The following is a 19,886-nucleotide window of genomic DNA, read 5'->3' on the forward strand; positions in this document are numbered from 1 at the left end:
AACCAGTACAACCTGGCGCACCGCGACGATGACGCGCTGATCGATGAGCTGGCTCGCGACGGCATCGCCTATGTGCCGTTCTTCCCGCTCGGTGGGTTCAGCCCGTTGCAATCCTCGACGCTGTCCGACGTGGCCGACCGGCTCGGCGCGACGCCGATGCAGGTGGCGCTGGCGTGGCTGCTGCAGCGTTCGCCAAATATCCTTTTGATACCGGGCACCTCTTCGGTCGCGCATCTGCGGGAGAATCTGGCAGCCGCGGAGCTGGAGCTGTCGGCTGATGTGTTGAGCGAGCTCGATGGCGTGGCGAAAGCTGCGTAAGCCGCGATCAGCTAATCTCCCCCCTTCTGGGGGAGATGTCGCCGAAGGCGACAGAGGGGGTCGCTTCGCGTGGAGCGCCAGCGCCTTCCGCGACGCAGGGCCACGCCGGCGATTTACGTGAGACGACCCCTTCTGGCCTGCCGGCCATCTCCCCCTCGAGGGGGAGATCGCAGTTCCAGCGCCTCGCTCAATTAATACTCGCCGTATGCGCCGGCTCGGCTTGCCTGACATCTGTAGTGTACGGCACCCGATAGCCATTCGCCGCCAGCCACTCGATCGCCGCTTTCGGCTCGTCGGTCTGGATGATCGTTGCGCCGCGGTCGACCCAGAAACCCCAGGCTTCGCGCGGCAGGCCGGCGGCGACGGCGAGTTCGTCGCCACGGCCGCCAGCCAGGAAGCCGCCCGGCTTGTGCACGATGGCGTAGGTGTCGGCCCAAAGGTGCCAATCGCCGCGGGCGGCTTCCGCGCGCATATGGTTGCTGAACAGCGGCCCGCCAGAGGCGGTCAGCGTCTCGGCGCCGTTGCGCCAGTTGATCAATTCGATGGCGCGCGGCGCGAACGCCTTGTCGACCTCATCGGCGAAGGCGGCATCATGCACGACGTCGTCGGCGAGGATCGGCATGAACTGGAAGCCGCCGCCTGCCCTGGCAAGCGCGGCACTGGCGGCATCGATGCGCTGCCGGTTCCAGAGGTTCTCCTTGACGATCACCTGGTCGGCCATGCCGAGGTCGCGCGCCTCCGCGACCATGCCCGGCAGGTCGGTCACCTCCAGCTTGTTGTCGAGGTTGATCAGGATCCTGTCCCTGGTCGTCAGCAGCATCTCGCGCAGCGTCGACACCGTCTCGTTGGTGACGGCGCCCGTGCCCTCGATGACCAGCCGGCATTTCTTCAGCTCGGCCAGCGTGTAGTTCACGACCTCCCCCTTGCAGGTGGTGGTGCGGTCGAGCCAGCTGTCATGCATGATGACGAACTCGCCGTCCTTCGCGCGCCGGACATCGACCTCGACGATCTCGGCGCCGATCGCGATCGACCCTTCGACCGCAGCCAACGAGTTCTCGGCGTAAAGCGTCTTGCCGGCCTGCATGCTGCCGGCGCGGTGCGCGGCGATCATCACATGATCGCGCCATTGGTTGGCGTGCTCGAAGCGATCGAGGATTTGGGCGGCGCGCGTCTCGCCGGCTAGACTTTGGTTAGGAATTGCACCAAGCGCGGCGGACAGAAAAAGGCTCAGCCAGAGTGTTCGCATCGGGGAATCGCTCCGTTCCGGTCGCGACCCGGTTAGGCGATGCCCATGACAGGGCGGTGAACGAAGCCGGCTAGCTGTTTCGTTTCGAAGTCCGTCAAATCCGCTTGGAAAGGCGCCGGAACCAGGCGAGCGCCGGCATTTCGACGAAGCGCCAGGTGAACCACGACGCGACGACGACGGCGATCAACATCGCGATCAAAGCCGCAAAACCGATCAGGGGCGAGCCGGGGCCGAAGCCGGTCGCATGCTCACCCCGCAGCATCAGGTCGCCAACGATGCCGAGCCCGAGCTTGCGTTCGATCAGGCCGCCGGCATTGATCAGGCGCGCCTGGACGAAGATGTGGACCATGTAGATCGAATAGGAGAGCGAACCGAGCAGCAGCATCGGCCGGCTGCGCAGCACGGCGCTGACCAAGCCGCCCTCATGTGCAAACAGGTAAAGCGCCAGCGCGAAGACGACCGGTGCCGCAATGCCAAGGTCGTTGGTGCCGGCAATGGTGACAAACAGCGCGATCCCCGCGATCGTCACAAGCTCCGCAATCGTCCAGGCGATGCGCCCTGCCCCGCCGCTAAGCGCCTGTCGCGCCTCTGCAATGGAATCGTGCTGAAACCAGGCGAGCAGCGCGCCGAGCGAGAAGCCGTAAAGACAACGGATAAAGCCGAAGTCGAAGGATACGTCCATATGACGCGTCGAGACCGCCACCAGGAAAAGCGGCGCCGTCACCGCGGCGGCGACCAACCATATCCAGGCGCGCTGTCCAGCGGTGAAGACGACGGCGGTAAACAGCAAATAGGTGAAGAACTCGGCCGAAATACTCCAGCTCGGCGCGTTCCAGCTCAGATGATCCTCGACGCCCATGCCCTGCAGGAGGAAGAGGTTGGCGAGGAGGCTTTTCAGGTCGAAACCGGCGGTGAAGGGCGCGGGACCCGTTCCGTGCAGCGTCGGCAGGACGAGCCGCAGCGCCTCGAAGCCGGCGAAAGCGGCAAGCATCAGAAGATGCAGCGGATAGATGCGGCCGAAGCGCACGAGCGCGAACCGGGCGAGGTCGTCCTGCTCGTTCAGCCGGCTGCCATAGGCGCTGGCGATGACGAAGCCGGAGAGCACGAAGAAAAAATCGACGAACAGATAGGAGCCGCCGACAAACGCGCTTTGCGAAATCATCGAGGTCGTCGGGAAGTGGAACAGCGCCACCAGCAGCGCGCAGATGCCGCGCCAGGAATCCAACACCAGAAAGCGCTCGCCGGCCGCCGTGCCGGCACGGGTCGCCGCTGGTGCGGGCACAAGATTGAGCAGAGCCGTCTCAGCCATAATGATACAGATCCTGTGTTGCCGTGGCACTCGCCGAGCGCCGCGCCGTTTCCGCAAGCTGTGACTGGCATGTTGCGTGCCGGTTCTGTAGTTGTGGCTGCCCCGATGCAAACCGAGGACCCGTAATGGCGAACCAAGAGATCGACCACGCCTTCACCGCCCGCTCCAAGACGGGCGCGTCATTCGAGCCGACCTATGCCGGCGCGCTGTCGTTCATGCGGCGCAAATACACGAAGGACGTGAAGGGCGCGGACGCCGTGGTATGGGGCATTCCTTTCGACGCCGCCGTCACCAACCGGCCGGGCGCCCGCTTCGGGCCGCAGGCGATCCGCCGCGCCTCGGCGATCCTCGACAACGATCCGCAATACCCGTTCTCGCGCGATCTATTCGAGCATCTTTCGGTGGTCGACTACGGCGATTGCCTGCTGGACAGCGGCAATCATCAGAAGACGCCCGGCACGATCGAGCGCGAGGCGGCCAAGATCCTGAAATCAGGCGCGTTCCTTTTGACCCTCGGTGGCGACCATTTCGTCACCTGGCCGCTGCTCAAGGCGCATGCCGCGATCCACGGGCCGCTGGCGATGGTGCAGTTCGACGCGCATCAGGACACCTGGCCGGATGACGGCAAGCGCATCGACCACGGTTCCTTCGTCGCCCGCGCGGTGAATGAAGGAATCATCGACCCCGATCGCTCGATCCAGATCGGCATCCGCACCCATGCGCCGGATACGTTCGGCATAAAAATCCTCTACGGCCATGAGGTCGAGGAAATGCGCGCCTCTGATATCGCCTATGCGATCGTCGACCGCACCGGCGGCAAGAAGACCTACCTCACATTCGACATCGACTGCCTCGATCCGGCCTTCGCGCCAGGCACCGGCACGCCGGTGGCAGGGGGCCCGTCCTCGGCCAAGATGCTGTCGACGCTGCGTCAACTCGGCCAGGTCGATGTCGTCGGCGCCGACATCGTCGAGGTTGCGCCGGCCTATGATCATGCCGATATAACGGCGATCGCCGGATCGATCATCGCCATGCACTATCTCGGCCTGTTGGCGGAACGAAAGGCACGGGCGGAAGAGTTGAACAACGGCAATCATGCCGCGATAAATCATGCTCTCGGCATATGACATTGGAATCGCAGGGAATTTGACAAGCGATGAAACCGAAAATCTTCATTGACGGCGAACATGGCACGACGGGCCTGCAAATCAGGGCGCTGCTTGCCGACCGCGGCGACCTGGAGATCATCTCCATCCCGACGGAGCGCCGCAAGGAGACCACAGCCCGCGCCGAATTCCTCAACGCGGCCGATGTCGCGATCCTTTGCCTGCCGGATGCGGCGGCGAAGGAAAGCTTGTCGCTGATCACGAACGACACGACCAAGGTGATCGACGCCTCGACGGCGCATCGCGTTGCCGAAGGCTGGGAATATGGCTTTGCCGAAATGGACAAGGACCAGGCGAAGAAGATCGCCAGCGCGAAGCGCATCGCCAATCCGGGCTGCTGGCCGCAAGGGCCGATCGCGACGCTGCGGCCGCTGGTCTCCGCCGGCCTGTTGCCGGCCGATTTCCCGGTCACCGTCAACGGCATTTCCGGCTATTCCGGCGGCGGGCGGCCGATGATCGAGGACTATGTCGGCAAGGGTGAGGACGCGCCCGAGTTCCTGCCCTACGGGCTGACGCTGCAGCACAAGCATGTGCCGGAACTCCGCGCCTATGCGAAGCTGTCGCACGACCCGATCATGCAGCCGGCGGTGGGTAATTTCGCGCAGGGCATGATCACGGTGGTGCCGCTGCAGCTCGGCGGTCTCGACCGCGTGCCGACCGGCGCCGAACTCCACGCGGCGATCGCCGACCATTATGCGTCGATCGACGCCGGCGTGGTCGAGGTCGCGCCCTACACTCATATGGAGCGCATCCCGGAGATCGATCCGGAAATCTATAACGGCACCAACCGGATGAAGGTCTATGTGTTCGCCAATGACGAGCGGGCGCAGGCATTGCTGATGGCCGTCTACGACAATCTCGGCAAGGGCGCGTCGGGCGCCGCGGTGCAGAATCTCGACCTGATGCTCGGCATCAAGCACTGAGCGGCAATGCAGGCGTTTCCCGAGCGCTGGAAGGTCGGCGCTCCCGAACTCATTGCCGGCCGTCAGCTTCTGACGTTTATCTCGGTCGGTAGCGGATAGGCGCCCTTGGTGCCGCGCCAATGCGCGGTGGCGAAGCCGAGCAGGACCAGCGCGATCGCCTGATGTGTCAGAGCCATGTGCAGCGGCACCTGCATCAGCAGCGTGCCGATGCCGATCGAGGCCTGGACGACCACCAGCGCGAAGAGAAGCGTGGCCCGTCGGGCATGGGTGGTGCCAGGCTGGCGCCGCCGCGTGGCGATCATATGCCAGAGCGCCACGAGAAAGACCGTATAGGCGCCCAGCCGGTGGACGAACTGCACCGTCTTCGGATTTTCAAAGAAATTCACCCAGGCAGGCTTCAGGAGAAGCAGATCGGACGGGATCAAATTTCCGTCCATCAGCGGCCATGTGTTGTAGGAAAAACCGGCGTGAAGGCCGGCGACCAATCCGCCTAGATAGATCTGGATCAGCGTCAGGAACACGATGAAGCCGGCGAGTCGCTGCGTCAAGCGGTCGGCGGCAGGCTCCGAATGCGGCGCGAGACCTCGCGCGACCGCCATGGTGGCGGTGAAGATCAGCGCGGCAAGCGTCAGATGCGTCGCCAGCCGGTACTGGCTGACCGAAACGTGGTCGACAAGGCCGGAAGCCACCATCCACCAACCGATGGCGCCTTGCAGCCCACCGAGCATAAGGATGCCGACGAGCTTCAGCCCGAGCCCGCGCTCGATGCGGCGCGTTGCCCAGAAGAACAGCAGCGGCAGAGCAAAGACCACGCCGACGCTGCGCGCCAGGATGCGGTGCGCCCACTCCCACCAGAAGATCGACTTGAAGTCGTCGAGGCTCATGCCCTTGTTGATCTCGGTATATTGCGGGATCTGCTGGTAGCGCTGGAACTCTTCTTGCCATTCGGCGTCGTTGAGCGGCGGGATGACGCCATGGATCGGCTGCCACTCGGTGATCGACAGCCCCGAGCCGGTGAGACGGGTGGAGCCGCCAACCAGCACCAGGGCGAACAGCACGAGCACCACGACGTAGAGCCAGCCGCGCACCAAAGCGCGGTTACGGAGGTCTCGGTCGCGTGCGGCATAGGGGGCCGTGGCGGTGATGGCAGCCATGGACGTTTTCCGGCAATTGAAACGCTGGAGTGGTGGACCAAGGCTCGCGCCGTGGCAAGGCTGGACAGCGCGGCACGCCGTCGCGCCGGGCCGCGGTGGTTGCACGCGCACGCCATTCAGCTTAAGCGAGACGGGTCAACGAGACCGCGACATGCCCATTCGCCTGAAAAAGCTGATCGGAACCATCCTGCTTGTGGCGCTGGTCATCATTTATGCGCTGATCGCCTCCGCGGTCGCGGTCACAAGGCTCGCCGAATACGGGCCTACGGCGCATCTTCTGTTCTTCCTGCTCAGCGGCTTTCTCTGGGTTCTGCCGGCCATGGCCATTATCAAATGGCTGATCATCGAGCCGCGTCCGAAGGGCTGATCCTCGCTGACGCCAGCGGCGCCGGCTGGTTTAGATGGTCACCACCATCTTGCCGGCATTGGCGAGCGGCGTGGTGATGCCGGACAGCATCGTTTGGATATGCGCAACGCTCTGGTAGCGGCCGTTGACGGAGATGCGCGGCAGCGCGTGCAGGAAGCCGGCATGCTCGGCCCTTAATACGCCATGCCGCGTGGTCACCGCCGAGACGTAGCCCGCGTCGCGGGCGAAGCCCACTTCGCGGCAGCCGACAGCGCTGGCATAGCCGTAAGGGTAAGCGAAATGACGCGGCTCCTCGCCGAGCCTTTCCGCTAGGATGCGGCGGACGTCGCCGATCTCATGGCGCGCATCGGTTTCGGACAGCCGCTTCAAGTTTCGATGATTGACCGTGTGCGCGCCGATGGTCACCAGCGGGTGTGCGGCCACGGCACGGAGCTCATCCCAATTCATCAAGGTGCATGGGCGGCCTGTGCCGAATTCATAGCCGTTCGATCGGGCAAGCTCGCGCAATGCCGCACCCTGCTCCTCCTCGGGCACTTCCACGGTCAGCCAAGCGTTCAGCCGCGCGACGGCCTGGATCTTCCTGCCCCGTGTCGAGCAATCGATCACCCTCGGCTTGCCCGCCATCGTCAGGGTCAGGCGCGAGCTAGTGTCGACGATATCCTCGATGACGTCCCACCAGAGATCGACGGCGCCGTCGATCAGGCCGGGGGCGACGTAGATGGTGATCGGCGCACCGTGCTTCTCCAACACCGGAAGCGCCTCGGTCATGTTGTCGCGATAGGCGTCGTCGGCGGTGATCGTGGCGAACTGGCCGCCTTTGCTGCCGATCTTGATACGTTCGATCGCTTCATCAAGCGAAACAAAGGCATAGCCCCTCCCCTTCATGTCGACGATCAGCCTGTCGAGGAAGGCGGGAGCAATGTTCAGATGCCGATTGACGCTGTTCGGCTTCTCCGGCGTCGCGGTGACGCGGTGCAGCATCAGGATGGCGCCGATGCCGCCGACAAACGGCCGCGCCAAGGGCGCCAGACCGGAGTAGCGGGCAAGGTTCAACGCCAGTTTCCGGATTGCCTCGCCCCCGTCGATCATTCCTTCACCTTTTGCGCCTAGGCTCATCCAAGCACGACATTCGCCTATGCGAACCCCCAAGTCGGAACCAATACGTCTTAAGGATTGAGGGATGGTTGACGCCGCCGCGTCATTTGACGGCAACCGGGTCGCGGCCAACGAGATTTCCGCGCGCTCCATGCGAGCCGATCAGGGTCGATGGACCACTGCCGCAAGCGACGGTGCCGGCCTTGCCGATTACATCCAATTCTGCGCCTCGGCGCTGTTTGCGCCCGCGCAAAGCGCATCCTGGGTGAACAACTGGGCAGCCGCGACAGGCACCGACATGGTTGTCGCCACGCTGACTTGTGATGCCCGCCCGGCGCTTTCGCTAGCGCTGGAAGTCGTGCGACGCGGCCCGTTCAAGCTTGCCCGTTTCGCCGGCGGGCGTCACGCCAACGGCAATTTCGCGGCGGCCGATCCGCGCTTTCTGCCCGCCATCGACGCTTCGGCGATCCGCTCAATGTTCAAGGCGATCGCCAGGGTGCGCCCGGATATCGACCTGATCTCGCTGGAAAGGCTGCTGCCCAACCTCGATGGCGTCGCCAACCCGTTCGCAGCGCTGCCTAATTTCGCGAGTCCGAACATCGCGCTCGCCATCGATCTCGACGGCGGGTTCGACGCGTTGCTGTCGCGCGCGAGCGGCAAGCGCAAGCGCAAGAAGCACCGCTCGCAGACGCGCAAGTTCGAGGCAGTCGGAACCTTCCGCCGCATCGAGGCCGGCAGCCGCGAGGAGGTCGACAGGCTGCTCGACGCCTTCATCGAGATGAAGGAAGCGCGTTTCGCCAAGATGGGCATCGCCAATGTCTTCGGCGACAGGCAAGTGCGCGACTTCTTCCGGGCGCTGTTTACCGATGCGCTGGCTGAGGAAAAGCCCCCTTTCCTGCTGCACGGCTTGGAGGTGGCGGGAAAGCTGCGCGCGGTGACCGGCTCCAGCCGGTCCGGCAAGCGGCTGATCTGCGAGTTCGGCGCCATCGCCGAGGATGATCTTGCCTTCACCAGCCCCGGCGACTTCCTGTTCTTCGATAACATCCAGGAAGCCTGCGAGCAGGGTTTTGATGTCTACGACTTCTCCGTCGGCGACGAGCCTTACAAGCGGCTCTGGTGCGATATCGAGGTTCAGCATTTCGAGGTGCTCGCGCCGCTGACGCTGAAGGGCCGCGCGCTGGCGACGGGGCTGCGGCAAGGCGCGCGGGCGAAGGCCTTCATCAAGAACAATCCGACGATCTGGAGGGTGACCAAGATGCTGCGCCGCAAGGCTGCCGGACAGGCAGCGCCTGCCGCAGCCGAGGACGACAGCTAGGCCAGGTGAGAGTCGCTAGCTACGCCGCCTGAACGATCTCGACCAGTTCAACGTCGAATACCAGGTCCTTTCCGGCCAACGGATGATTGCCGTCAAGCTTGACGCTGGCATCGTCGACGCCGATGACCGTCACTTGCATGGGACGTCCCTCGCGGGTGCGAGCCTGCAATCGGGTCCCAACATCGATGTTGATGTTTGCCGGGACGGCGGCGCGGTCGATGGTTACGACCGCCTCGGGGCGATGGGGACCATAAGCGGCGTCAGCGGGAACTGTGACGGTGCTTTTCGTGCCGACCTCCATGCCTTCGACATGGGTTTCGAGACCAGGAATTACCTGTCCTTCACCCAGTGTAAACTGCAGCGGTTCATTGCCGGAAGAATCGAACTGGGTGCCGTCCACCAGACGCCCAGTGTAGTTGATGCGTACGGTGTCGCCGTTCTTGGCCTGTGTCATAGCAGCCATCCTTTGGGAGTTTTGGGGGCCGGCCTAGGAATCTCGGTCCCGCTCTCGATCATCCACGCATCAGAATGCGCAGCGCGAAATATCGAAACTAGGAGCCTTGCCGCCGATGTAAAGTGCGGGAGCCGCCGAGAAATGCAGCGGCAACGCAGGACAGCCTTGTCGGCCTCCGGCCTTATGCGGCCGACCGGCGCCCGGGCAATGGATCGCCCGGCTCATGACCGACCGGCGTGACCAGCGTGACGTCGGGATAGCCGTTCTCGATCAGCTTCACCGCGGCCTGGGTCACCTGGTCGTCGGCTTCCAGCATCGACAGGAAGACTTCGGTGCCATCGCCGACCAGGCGGCTGATGCCTTGCGCATCGGCCGGGCCGCATTCGACCACGACGAGATCGTAGGCCGTGGTCAGCGACTGCATGATGATGGGCAGCCGGTCGGCGGCGCGCATGGCGCGGACCGGGTCTGCGGTGCCGACCGGAATGACATGAGCATCCGAATAGAGATCGGGATGGATGACGTCGCTGAACTGCGCCTCGGAGGCTAGAAGATTGGTGATGCCGGGGAAGAGGCTCGAGTCCAGCATCGGCCGCGATGCCGCGCCCGACGCAGTCAGGTCGAGCAGCAACACGCGCAGGCCAGCGTCGGAGACTTCGCGCGCCACCAGCACGGCGGACGCGGCCGCCTCGTCGCCTTCGGGCGACACGAAGATCGCGCGCGCCGCGCCCGAAGCGATCAGCTTCTCCGCCGCCTTGTCGACATCGATCTCGCCGAGCCGGGATTGGCGCGGCTCGAGCGCCGACTTGCCGGGTTGAGAAGGCCCGACGACGGAGTCAGCGGGTCCGGCAGAGGGGGCATGAACCTCCACCGGCTCGCTCTCGGCCGGGCTTGGGAGTTCCGCTTCGGCGATCGAATGCCCGGCCGCCACTTCCTCGTAAGGAGCGAAAGCACGACGCTGGTCATCGATCGGCGGTTCCGTGCGCGCGACAGGCATTGCCACCTGCTCTATGTTCTCAAACCGGGCACCGGGGGCAGGACGCATGGCGCGACCGGAGAACAGCTCGGCAAGCAGCGTGCCGATCGCCATCAGCAGCAGAGAAGCGGCGGCGGCGGCCCCGGTGATCGGCCCGATCTTCGGGAAATAAGGCTGCGACGGCACCTGCGCCTGCGCGATCAGGCTCGCCGCGACGGGCGAGTATTTGCGGTCCTTGCGCGAGGCCGCCGCATTGTAACTTGCCATATAGGATTCAAGCTGTTGGCGCTGAACGTTCGCGTCGCGCTGCAAGGCATCCAACTGCACCTGCTGTTCGCCGGCGCGCGCCGAGGCGGCCTTCAGCGTGTTCACGTCCGCGAGCAGCTGATCCTCGCGAGCCTTGGCCGTTTGAGCCTGCGCCGCCAGGCCGCGAATGATCTTTTGCGCCTCGTTGCGTATCTGGCCGTCGAGGTCGGCAAGCTGCGACTTCAGCGCCCGGATGCGCGGATGATTGTCCAGCAGAGTCGTCGAAAGGTCGGCAATGTTGGCCCGGAGTTCGACCTGCCGCTCGCGCAGGCGCTGAATCAGCTCGGAGGACAGAACCTCCGGCACGCTGTCCAGCGAACCGCCATTCTGCAGCGCCCGGCGCACGCTCTCGGCACTCGCCTCGGCGGCGGCGCGGCTGGCGCGCACGCGCGACAGCTCGCTCGACAGCTCGGCGAGCTGCTGAGTCGGCAGCACCGCATTGTTGCCGCCCATAAGAAGGTCTGACTGGGCGCGGAAGGCCGCGACCTTGGCCTCGGCGTCCTTCACGCGATTCTGCAGATCGGCAATCTCCGGCGCCAGGAAGTCGGTGGCGGCGGCGTTCGATTCGAGCTTGGCGTCGCCTTTCGAGGCGATATAGGCGTTGGCAATGCCGTTCGCGATATCGGCGGCAAGCTTCGGATCCTTCGAAGAGAACTCGATTGCAATCGCGCGTGTCTTTTCGACGGCGTAGACATTGAGCTTGTCGTGCATGGCATTCAGCACGCGCTCTTCCGGCTGAATATCGAAGGGATCGCTTTTCAAGCCGACGAGAACGAGGATGCGTCCGAGCGCCGACATCTTCAGCGTTTCATCGAACTCCGGCAGCTTGTCCAGGTTGAGCTTGGTCGCGACCTGCTTGAGGATATCGGGCGAGGAAATGATCTGGACCTGAGTCGCCACGCCCTGTTCGTCGAGAATCGGCTTGTCGTCATCGTTGGTGCCCGGCGGCCTGGTGTATTCCGATTCGCGCGAGCCGATCTCCAGCTTGGCTGTCGCCTTGTAATAAGGCGTCGCGAGCCAGGCCAAAGCAAAGGCGAGCCCGGTGACCACCAGCGTAACGAGAACAATGCGCAGCCAGTTCCTCGCCAGGCTGGCGAACAGCTGTTTCAGGTCGACATCGACATCTGCGGCCGCGGACTGAACGGACATGCATCCTGCTCCGAACTTTGAGTCGAGGATGGACCGTAAACAACTATGGTAACTCACCCGTTAAGATCGGAATGCACACTTATTAGACAATCCTCAAAGAATATCCGGCGAAAGCAATAGAACAATTGCGCTTTTTACCGATCAGCACGCTGCCCGGCCGCCGTCCTTTACCGCCCATTAACCCTAACAGGATGATAACGGTCGCACATTCCTGGGGTTGTGCCGCGGCTTGCGGCAAGAGCGATGAAGGTTCCTGGCCGGTCATGAAAAGCACTGCTTCCCTCTTTCGCGCTTTGCTTGCCCTGTCGCTGCTGACCGGCTGCTCGAGCTATCGCCCGACGCCCGCCGCCTTCCATGAAGTGCTCGACCAGCCCTACCGGCTCGGGGCAGGCGACCGGGTCCGTGTCACGGTGTTCGAGCAGGACGGGTTGACCAACACCTACAGCGTCGACCAGTCCGGCTACCTCTCCTTCCCGCTGGTCGGCGCCGTGCCGGCGCGCGGCCACACCGCGCAGCAGTTGGAAAAGGAGATCGCCGACAAATTGCGCCAGGGCTATCTGCGCGATCCCGACGTTTCGGTCGAGATCGACCGTTACCGGCCGATCTTCGTGATGGGCGAAGTGGGCGCTGCCGGCCAGTATTCCTATGTGCCGGGGCTCACCGTGCAAAAGGCGGTCGCCATCGCCGGCGGCTTCACCCCGCGCGCCAATCAGGAGAGCGTCGACATCACCCGCGACATCAACGGCAAGGTGATGACAGGACGGGTGCTGACATCCGATCCGCTGCTGCCAGGCGACACCGTCTACGTTCGCGAACGCCTGTTCTGAAAAGCCGTCGTGACGGTGAACCTCAGGATCGTCCACTGCTTCCGCTCACCTGTCGGGGGAATCTTCCGGCATGTGCGCGACCTGACCGAGGCTCAGGTCGCCGCCGGCCATGCGGTGGGCATCGTCTGCGATTCGACGACCGGCGGCGACTACGAAGAACGGCTGTTCGAGGCGATGAAGGAAAGCCTGGCGCTCGGCATCCATCGCACGCCGATGCAGCGTCATGTCGGGCCGGGCGACCTCGCCTCGGCCTGGCGCACCTATCGAATCATTGAGGAATTGCGGCCGGACGTGCTGCATGGGCATGGCGCCAAGGGTGGCGCCTATGCCCGGCTGTTCGGCTCACTGTTGCGGGTTTCAAGGTCTCGCGTGGCCCGCCTTTATTCGCCGCATGGCGGCTCTCTCCACTATGACGAAACAACAGCGACAGGTAAGCTGTTCTTCGGCCTGGAGCGCTTCATGGCGCGCTTCAGCGACTGCCTGCTGTTCGTTTCCGACTACGAGCGGAAGACCTATCGGCGCAAGGTTGGCGAGCCGCCCATACCCAACCGGCTCGTCTATAACGGCTTGCGCGCTGCGGAATTCGAATCGGTGGCTACGGCGGCGGATGCCGCCGATTTCCTGTACATCGGCATGATGCGCGACCTGAAAGGTCCGGATATCTTCATCGATGCGCTGGCCTTGGCCGGCAGTGAGCTTGAACGCCCCTTGAGCGCCGTGATGGTTGGCGATGGCGACGACCTGCCGCGCTACCACGCGCAGGTCGAGCGGCTCGGCCTCAAGAACCGCGTTCGCTTCCTGCCGCCGATGCCGGCGAGGAAAGCTTTCGCCCTGGCCGAGCTGGTCGTGGTTCCGTCGCGCGCGGAGGCGATGCCCTATATCGTGCTCGAGGCCTTGGCCGCCGGCATGCCGATGATCGCGACCGCGGTCGGCGGCATTCCGGAAATCTTCGGCGAGGGCTCGCCTGCCCTGATCCGGCCGGATCCCGTCGAACTTGCCGGCAAGATCGGCATGGCGTTCAAAGACCTAGATGCGTATCGCAAGGCGATGCCGCAGGCGGACGAGCTCAAAGCCCGATTCGGAGCCGACGTGATGGCGGCCGAGATCGAGAAGGCCTATTTCGCGGCGCTGAACAAGTAGGTTCGCAACCGCACAACAGCTTCAAAACCACGGGTTGTTTCAAGCCTTTCTTAGCTCTCTTTTGCTAAGCAATTGCGCGAAGCTCGCGGACAGTTCCATGAATGAGATCGACCCCGCACGCCGCTTTTCCATGGATGCGGTGCGCAACTACGACGCTCCCGCCGAAAGCGAAAAGCCCGGCGGCATCAACGATGTGGCGCGCCAGGTCGCCTCGCAATACCGGCGCGATACCATGTCGCCGATCATGGTCAGCGGCGTGCTGCGCATGGTCGAGTTCGCGCTGCTGTTCCTGTCGGGGCTCGGCGTCTATTTCTACTATGTCGGCTTCTTCAATTATCTGGCCTGGCAATACCCGCTGGCGATCGCGGCGACATCGTTCCTGGCCGTGGTGCTGCTCGACGTCACCGACTGCTACCAGATCGCGGCGCTGATGCGCCCGCTGGCCAATTTCGGCCGGGTGCTGCTTGTCTGGGCCGGCAGCTTCGCGCTGATGGCGCTGACCGCCTTTGCCATCAAGGCGTCGGAAGACTATTCGCGCCTGCTGTTCGGCACCTGGTTCGTGGTCGGCTTCGTGCTGATCTTCGGCCTGAGGCTGGTGATGTCCAGGCTCATACGGCGCTGGGCGCGCGATGGCCGCATGGAACGCCGCGCCCTCATCGTCGGCGGCGGCAAGGCCGCCGAACAGCTGATCCGCTCGGTCGAGAAGCAGCCCTACAACGACATCCGCATCTGCGGCATCTTCGACGACCGCAACGACAAGCGTTCGCCGCCGATCGTCGCCGGCTATCCGAAGCTCGGCACGATCTCGGAGCTCATAGAATTCGCCCGCATCGCGCGCATCGACATGCTGATCGTGTCGCTGCCGCTGACCGCCGAATCGCGCGTCTTGCAGTTGCTCAAAAAACTCTGGGTGCTGCCGGTCGACATCCGGCTCTCGGCGCATTCCAACGCGCTGCAGTTCAGGCCCCGCGCCTACTCCTACATCGGCTCCGTGCCGATGCTCGACATCTTCGACAAGCCGATCAACGACTGGGACTCGGTCGCCAAGCGCGCCTTCGATATCGTCTTCTCGCTTGTCGGCATCATCCTCTTTTCGCCGGTGATGCTCGCCACGGCGATCGCCATCAAGCTCGACAGCAAGGGGCCGGTGCTGTTCAAGCAGAAGCGGCACGGCTTCAACAACGAGATCATCGAGGTCTACAAGTTCCGCTCGATGTTCACCGACAGGTCCGATCCGACCGCCAAGCAGACGGTGACCAAGAACGATCCGCGCGTCACCCGCGTCGGACGTTTCATCCGCAAGACCTCGATCGATGAACTGCCGCAGTTCTTCAACTCGCTCTTCGGTTCGCTGTCGCTGGTCGGGCCGCGCCCGCATGCCATCGCCGCGCAGTCGCACAACCTGCTCTACAACGAAGTGGTCGACGGCTATTTCGCCCGCCACAAGGTGAAGCCGGGCGTCACCGGCTGGGCGCAGATCAATGGCTGGCGCGGCGAGATGGATACCAACGAAAAGATCCGCATGCGCACCGAATACGACCTCTATTACATCGAGAACTGGTCGATGCTGTTCGATCTGCGCATCCTGTTCCTGACGCCGATCCGCCTGCTCAACACGGAAAACGCCTATTGAGCGCCGTCGCCCATGAGTTGCAGCCGCGAGCATTGCCGCCTTCGGCGGTCAACGCGAAGCTGATCTCGCTGATCGCGTCGGCCGCGATCGGCATCGGCATCCTGCTCTCCGGCTTCGTCATCAGCGAGCCCGCGCCCTACGAGATATACATGGCCGGGCTGATCGCGGTCTGGGCGCTGTTCGGCCTTCGAATCTCGCGCGCGATCGTTCCCTTGCTGGTGCTGCTGGTGGCGATGAACATCGGCGGCATGATCGCCATGACGCAGATGGCGGATCTCGCCAACACGCCGCTCTATCTCGCCGTCTCGCTGTTCCTGGCCTTCAGCGCGGTGTTCTTCGCCTCGGTGACCTCGGTCCAGCCCAGCCTCTACCGGCTGATCTTCATCGCCTATGTCGTATCGGCGGTGGCGACGTCGCTGCTCGGCATCGCCGGCTATTTCCATGTCTTTCCCGGCGCGGAGATGTTCACCAAATACGCCCGCGCCGCCGGCGCCTTCCAGGATCCGAACGTGTTCGGGCCGTTCCTGGTGCTGCCCGGCACCTACCTGCTCTACCTGCTGCTCACCGGCCCGGTGCCGCGCATGCCGCTTCTGGCCATGCCGCTGCTCATCATCACCGCCGGCATCTTCTTCTCCTTCTCGCGCGGCGCCTGGGGCATGTTCGCGGTGTCGGCGGTGCTGCTCACCGCGTGCCTCTTCCTGCAGAGCGCCAGCGGCAAGTTTCGGCTGCGGGTCGTGGTGATGACGATCGCGGCCGTGGCGCTGCTGGTCATCGCCTTCCTCATCATCCTGCAACTGCCCGGCGTGTCGGACATGTTCACCCAGCGGGCGCAGCTCGAGCAGAGCTACGATTCGGCGCGGCTGGGCCGCTTCGCCCGCTACGCGATCGGCTTCCAGCTGGCTATCGAGCATCCGTTCGGCATCGGCCCGCTGGTCTTCGGTACGATCTATGGCGAGGACACGCACGACATCTGGCTGAAGGCGCTGATGGATTATGGCTGGCTTGGCTTCGTCTCGTTCCTGACGCTAACCCTATGGACGATCGGCGCCGGCTTCCGCATCCTTCTGCGCGACCGGCCATGGCAGCCCTATCTGCTCTGCGCCTATGTCGCCTATCTCGGCAATATCGGCCTCGGAACCTTCATCGACATCGACCACTGGCGCCATCTCTATCTGCTGCTCGGCCTGGTCTGGGGCGCCATCGCGCTGGAGTACCGGCATCAGCGGAATTTGCGGCCGGCGAGGCCCGCATCCGTTCTTGCAATTTCACCTGCGCGATAGGCACCGAATTCGGTTGACCCGCATAGGGTTATCAAGATACATCGCCACCCGGTCCGGAGTGTAGCGCAGCCCGGTAGCGCACTTGACTGGGGGTCAAGGGGTCGTCGGTTCGAATCCGGCCACTCCGACCATTTTCTACCTGAGACTTGGCCCCAGGGCTTTCATCGACCGGAGAGCGACTCGACCGATTCCGCGCAACCATGCCACCTTGCGCTGTAAGGGTTGTCTGGAACCCAAGCCCGATCCCGGGAGCGGCCGTCGCGCGTCCCGCGGAGCGTCCCTTGAGGACGAGCACGACTGCGATTGGGACAGAGCAGCGTCGGCAGCCCGGGGCTTCTGGCTGGCTTATCCCTGGCGGGTCCTGAGCATCTGCAGAGTATGAACGGCACCCATCGACCAGCTTAGCGCTCCGTTAATTCGAGAAGCATTCCTTGAAGACCATCTCCGCGAATGTTCCGACGACGCGCCTACCCACCATACAAAGGCGAGTTCACTCGCCCTGCCGACCAGCCCCTATCGTCCGCCCCGTCACCGGGTTAGGTTCCGGTGTCGACGGATCAGAAGCGGTGGACGACGGAATGGATACGCACCGGGGAGACCTTAAACCGCATCCACAGGAAGTCGTGCGCATTCCGGTGCATGGCTACGAAGTTGCAACTTACAGCTTCGGCAACGGCGAAGAGGTTCTCTTTTGCCTCCATGGCGGACCGGGGCTGTCTTGCGACTATATTCGGGATACCCACTCATGGCTGGCTGACGGTCGATATCGCGTTGTCACGTACGACCAACTCGGCTGCGGAGCCTCGGACAGACCCGACGATGAGAGGCTTTGGAACATAGACCGCTATGTCGACGAGGTTGAAATCGTTAGGAATGCTCTCAATCTCGGCAAGGTTCATCTCCTAGGACAGTCCTGGGGTGCCATGCTCGGCATCGAATATTCGCTGACCCATCCGAACGCCATCAAGACATTGATCATCGTCGACGGCGCGGCCAGCATTCCTCACCTAACGGAACAGTTGGATATGCTACGCGACGCGCTCGACAGCGAAACAGCGGCCATGATGCGACATTGCGAGGCCGAAGGCAGATTCGACCATCCGGACTACCAGGCTGCCATCGAGCTTCTTACGCACCGCCATATCTGCCGTCTCGAGACTGTACCAGAACCCCTGCTGCGCTCGGTCCGCAACGTCAACACCGCCGTTTTCAATGCCATCCAGGGGCCAAACGACTTTGTGTTCACAGGCAACCTGAAGGGCTGGGATAGGCTCGGTCAACTGCATCGTCTTAGCCAGCCGACGCTGCTGCTGTGCGGCCAGCACGACCTTCTGACTCCTGCCTGTTCGCGACTGATGCAGCAGATGTTCCCGAACAGCCGAATGGTGGTTTTTCCCAACAGCTCACATTCGCCATTCCTAGAGGAACCGGAAGCCTACTTCACAATACTGCAATCCTTCCTCGACGAACATGCGTTTTGCGGCGACCCTCTCAGACAAGATACCCAGGTCCGTGATGGTCCAGTCTGATGGACTATGTCTCCGCCACTGATCGGTTTGACCCTTCGTCCTAGTTTGACAACCTAAGTCGAGATACCTGAAGGCGCTGGCGCGTATCCCGGAGCGATCGGATCCGGCCAGCGCATCCCGCCAACCGCTGACCTGCGCACCTAGCGTCCGACGGCGCGCCAGTCGGACGGCTTTTGTATCAGCCCTTGCTGATCGTTATTTCAGTCGCCGTCTTCATCCTGATGGAGGAGCCTGCCCGCAAGCTCCTCCGCGGTTCAATTGCGGAACGGGCAAGCCCTTCCGTCGCCTAATTCATGCCGCATGCCCAGCCAGCATGCGGCGCGCACTTTCCTCGTCGGTGATGAGCACGGTCGGCGCGATCAGGTTCATTGCGCCGAGCAGCGCTTGCGTCTTCTCCGCGCCGCCGGAGGTCAGGATTCGGATCGGAGCCTTGCGCAGGCGATCGACATCCACCGACATCACATGACTGTTGACGGGATGGTCGACCAGGTCGCCCTTGCGGTCGTAGAAATGGAACAGAAGGTCGCCGACGGCGCCACGCGCAAGCAGGGCCTCCCGGTCCGCTTCCTTGAGAAAGCCGCCGCGCGAGAAGGTGGTGGCCGAAGCGATGCCGCCCACGCTCAGCAGGACCGCATCGAGCGCGTCGGCCATTGCAAAAATCTCCTGCAGGCCGCAGCGCTCGACCAGCGCGATCTTGGTCTCGACGCTGTCGACGACGGCTGGCGTCGGCATCAGATAGCCGTCGCCCTGAAAAATCTGGGCGAAGCGCCAGGCGAACTCGGCCGGGTTGACCCGTCGCGCGACGCCGACGCCGCCAAGCAGCGAGATCACGCTGAAGTCGGTCAGCGACTTGGCGCTGATGAAAGGCAAGGTGTGGAACAGTGTGACGCCCCAGCCGACGCCGACCCGCATGCCGGACTTCATGGCGTCGGACAGAAACATGCCGGTCTTGGCGGCGATCGCCGGGATCGGATCGGCGTTGGGGTCGGAGAGCGGCGCCACCAGTGCCTGCCGCAGGCCGAAGGTCTTTTCCAGCGCGCGCTCCAGGCGCACGATCTCCAGGAGCTCGCTTTCGATGGTGATCTTGACCTCGTTGCGCGCCCTCGCCTCCGCCAGCATGCGCACGATGGTGACCCGGCCGACGCCGAGCACGTCGGCGATCTCGTTCTGTGTCATCTGCTCGACGAAATACATCCAGGCGGCGCGGATCCTGAGCCGGTCGGTACGGCTTTCATTGACGACCTGCTCGGCCGCCTCCGCTGTCGCCTTGCCGTTTTCAGCTTCGCCCTGCCGTCGCCTGCCCAAGTTCCCCTCCGCGATGCCGTCGCCGATTCTGCGTACTGGTTAAATATGGTCTATTGATCTACCAATCGACACGAACAATCTAGAGAGGGGCGACTGGCGCCCCCGAGCCGTTAGCGACTTCAGCATTTCGAGGCAATTGGCGATGCTGCGACAAATCTCCGAGGACGTCCGCGCCAACCTGAAGGACCGGCTTCGGGAACTGCGCGACGCCATTCGCCAGAGCCGGCACGACAGCGCCGGCGAGACGTCTCATGATATAGCCGGGAATTTGCCTCCCTTTCCGGGCCGCAGCCTGCTCGGCCACGCCGCGAGCGCTGTCGACGACGCGCTGACGATCGCCGAATCCTTCGTTCCCCATTCCCGGCCGCTCAAGGTCGACGGAACGACCGTGAAA

18 protein-coding genes, 1 tRNA gene and 1 pseudogene are annotated in these 19,886 nt (G+C 63.5%); 12 read left to right on the plus strand and 8 right to left on the minus strand.

Annotated features, from left to right (window positions below):
- The coding region (locus EOA23_RS17690; protein WP_189341631.1) for an aldo/keto reductase at positions 1 to 318 on the plus strand (318 nt) is incomplete at its 5' end.
- 187 nt (positions 319 to 505) lie between these two features.
- On the opposite strand, the gene EOA23_RS17695 is transcribed toward EOA23_RS17690, so the two are convergent.
- Both EOA23_RS17695 and EOA23_RS17700 read right to left on the minus strand, forming a co-directional pair.
- A complete protein-coding gene (locus EOA23_RS17695) occupies positions 506 to 1,564 on the minus strand; it encodes a glycerophosphodiester phosphodiesterase family protein (protein ID WP_127305077.1) in 1,059 nt (352 codons plus the stop codon).
- 94 nt (positions 1,565 to 1,658) lie between these two features.
- Positions 1,659 to 2,873, minus strand: coding sequence for an acyltransferase (locus tag EOA23_RS17700; protein WP_127305078.1), 1,215 nt, complete (start codon positions 2,871 to 2,873; stop codon positions 1,659 to 1,661).
- Positions 2,874 to 2,998: 125 nt separating this feature from the next.
- Here EOA23_RS17700 and speB point away from each other — a divergent pair, with 125 nt between their 5' ends.
- Both speB and argC read left to right on the plus strand, forming a co-directional pair.
- Complete coding sequence (speB, locus tag EOA23_RS17705; RefSeq protein ID WP_127305079.1) at positions 2,999 to 4,000, plus strand: agmatinase; 1,002 nt, start codon at positions 2,999 to 3,001, stop codon at positions 3,998 to 4,000.
- Between the two features lie 29 nt (positions 4,001 to 4,029).
- Complete coding sequence (gene argC, locus EOA23_RS17710) at positions 4,030 to 4,962, plus strand: N-acetyl-gamma-glutamyl-phosphate reductase (protein ID WP_127305080.1); 933 nt, start codon at positions 4,030 to 4,032, stop codon at positions 4,960 to 4,962.
- A gap of 62 nt (positions 4,963 to 5,024) precedes the next feature.
- On the opposite strand, the gene EOA23_RS17715 is transcribed toward argC, so the two are convergent.
- Positions 5,025 to 6,116 (minus strand): COX15/CtaA family protein, encoded by a 1,092-nt coding sequence (locus EOA23_RS17715; protein ID WP_127305081.1) that lies wholly within the window; start codon positions 6,114 to 6,116, stop codon positions 5,025 to 5,027.
- Positions 6,117 to 6,267: 151 nt separating this feature from the next.
- Here EOA23_RS17715 and EOA23_RS17720 point away from each other — a divergent pair, with 151 nt between their 5' ends.
- A complete protein-coding gene (locus tag EOA23_RS17720) occupies positions 6,268 to 6,483 on the plus strand; it encodes a DUF2842 domain-containing protein (protein WP_042643947.1) in 216 nt (71 codons plus the stop codon).
- 30 nt (positions 6,484 to 6,513) lie between these two features.
- Here the strand turns inward: EOA23_RS17720 and EOA23_RS17725 are convergent, their stop codons facing one another.
- Positions 6,514 to 7,572, minus strand: a complete 1,059-nt coding sequence (locus tag EOA23_RS17725) for a polysaccharide deacetylase family protein (RefSeq protein WP_127305082.1) — start codon at positions 7,570 to 7,572, stop codon at positions 6,514 to 6,516.
- Between the two features lie 91 nt (positions 7,573 to 7,663).
- Here EOA23_RS17725 and EOA23_RS17730 point away from each other — a divergent pair, with 91 nt between their 5' ends.
- Positions 7,664 to 8,893 (plus strand): GNAT family N-acetyltransferase, encoded by a 1,230-nt coding sequence (locus EOA23_RS17730; protein WP_127305083.1) that lies wholly within the window; start codon positions 7,664 to 7,666, stop codon positions 8,891 to 8,893.
- Between the two features lie 19 nt (positions 8,894 to 8,912).
- Here the strand turns inward: EOA23_RS17730 and EOA23_RS17735 are convergent, their stop codons facing one another.
- The 3 genes from EOA23_RS17735 to EOA23_RS17745 all read right to left on the minus strand — a co-directional run bounded on the left by EOA23_RS17735 (position 8,913) and on the right by EOA23_RS17745 (position 12,043).
- A complete protein-coding gene (locus EOA23_RS17735) occupies positions 8,913 to 9,347 on the minus strand; it encodes a peptidylprolyl isomerase (RefSeq protein ID WP_127305084.1) in 435 nt (144 codons plus the stop codon).
- Between the two features lie 181 nt (positions 9,348 to 9,528).
- Positions 9,529 to 11,778 carry an exopolysaccharide transport family protein gene (locus EOA23_RS17740; RefSeq protein WP_127305085.1) on the minus strand — a complete coding sequence of 750 codons (2,250 nt, stop codon included), beginning with the start codon at positions 11,776 to 11,778 and terminating at the stop codon, positions 9,529 to 9,531.
- 82 nt (positions 11,779 to 11,860) lie between these two features.
- The gene (locus EOA23_RS17745) at positions 11,861 to 12,043 is read right to left on the minus strand and encodes a hypothetical protein (RefSeq protein ID WP_127305086.1); all 183 of its coding nucleotides are present in this window, start codon (positions 12,041 to 12,043) and stop codon (positions 11,861 to 11,863) included.
- Between EOA23_RS17745 and EOA23_RS17750 the strand changes: the two genes are divergently transcribed.
- The 6 genes from EOA23_RS17750 to EOA23_RS17775 all read left to right on the plus strand — a co-directional run bounded on the left by EOA23_RS17750 (position 12,042) and on the right by EOA23_RS17775 (position 18,187).
- Positions 12,042 to 12,605, plus strand: a complete 564-nt coding sequence (locus tag EOA23_RS17750; protein WP_040983193.1) for a polysaccharide biosynthesis/export family protein — start codon at positions 12,042 to 12,044, stop codon at positions 12,603 to 12,605. The genes EOA23_RS17745 and EOA23_RS17750 overlap by 2 nt on opposite strands.
- A gap of 9 nt (positions 12,606 to 12,614) precedes the next feature.
- Positions 12,615 to 13,745: a glycosyltransferase family 4 protein gene (locus EOA23_RS17755; protein ID WP_127305087.1), complete on the plus strand. Its 1,131-nt coding sequence runs from the start codon at positions 12,615 to 12,617 to the stop codon at positions 13,743 to 13,745.
- 97 nt (positions 13,746 to 13,842) lie between these two features.
- Positions 13,843 to 15,378 carry an undecaprenyl-phosphate glucose phosphotransferase gene (locus EOA23_RS17760; RefSeq protein WP_127305088.1) on the plus strand — a complete coding sequence of 512 codons (1,536 nt, stop codon included), beginning with the start codon at positions 13,843 to 13,845 and terminating at the stop codon, positions 15,376 to 15,378.
- The gene (locus EOA23_RS17765; RefSeq protein WP_127305089.1) at positions 15,375 to 16,658 is read left to right on the plus strand and encodes an O-antigen ligase family protein; all 1,284 of its coding nucleotides are present in this window, start codon (positions 15,375 to 15,377) and stop codon (positions 16,656 to 16,658) included. The genes EOA23_RS17760 and EOA23_RS17765 overlap by 4 nt, the downstream gene beginning before the upstream one ends.
- Positions 16,659 to 16,712: 54 nt before the next feature.
- Positions 16,713 to 16,789: transfer RNA gene (locus EOA23_RS17770), tRNA-Pro, on the plus strand.
- Positions 16,790 to 17,236: 447 nt separating this feature from the next.
- A complete protein-coding gene (locus EOA23_RS17775) occupies positions 17,237 to 18,187 on the plus strand; it encodes a proline iminopeptidase-family hydrolase (RefSeq protein ID WP_127305090.1) in 951 nt (316 codons plus the stop codon).
- Positions 18,188 to 18,478: 291 nt separating this feature from the next.
- Here EOA23_RS17775 and EOA23_RS17780 read toward each other — a convergent pair whose 3' ends face one another.
- On the minus strand, positions 18,479 to 19,492 hold the full coding sequence (locus EOA23_RS17780) for a sugar-binding transcriptional regulator (RefSeq protein ID WP_127305091.1): 1,014 nt from the start codon (positions 19,490 to 19,492) through the stop codon (positions 18,479 to 18,481).
- 142 nt (positions 19,493 to 19,634) lie between these two features.
- Between EOA23_RS17780 and EOA23_RS17785 the strand changes: the two are divergent.
- Positions 19,635 to 19,886: pseudogene (locus EOA23_RS17785) on the plus strand (hypothetical protein); the annotation flags it as partial.

The sequence above is a fragment of the Mesorhizobium sp. M2A.F.Ca.ET.042.01.1.1 genome, assembly GCF_003997405.1.
Lineage (GTDB): Bacteria > Pseudomonadota > Alphaproteobacteria > Rhizobiales > Rhizobiaceae > Mesorhizobium.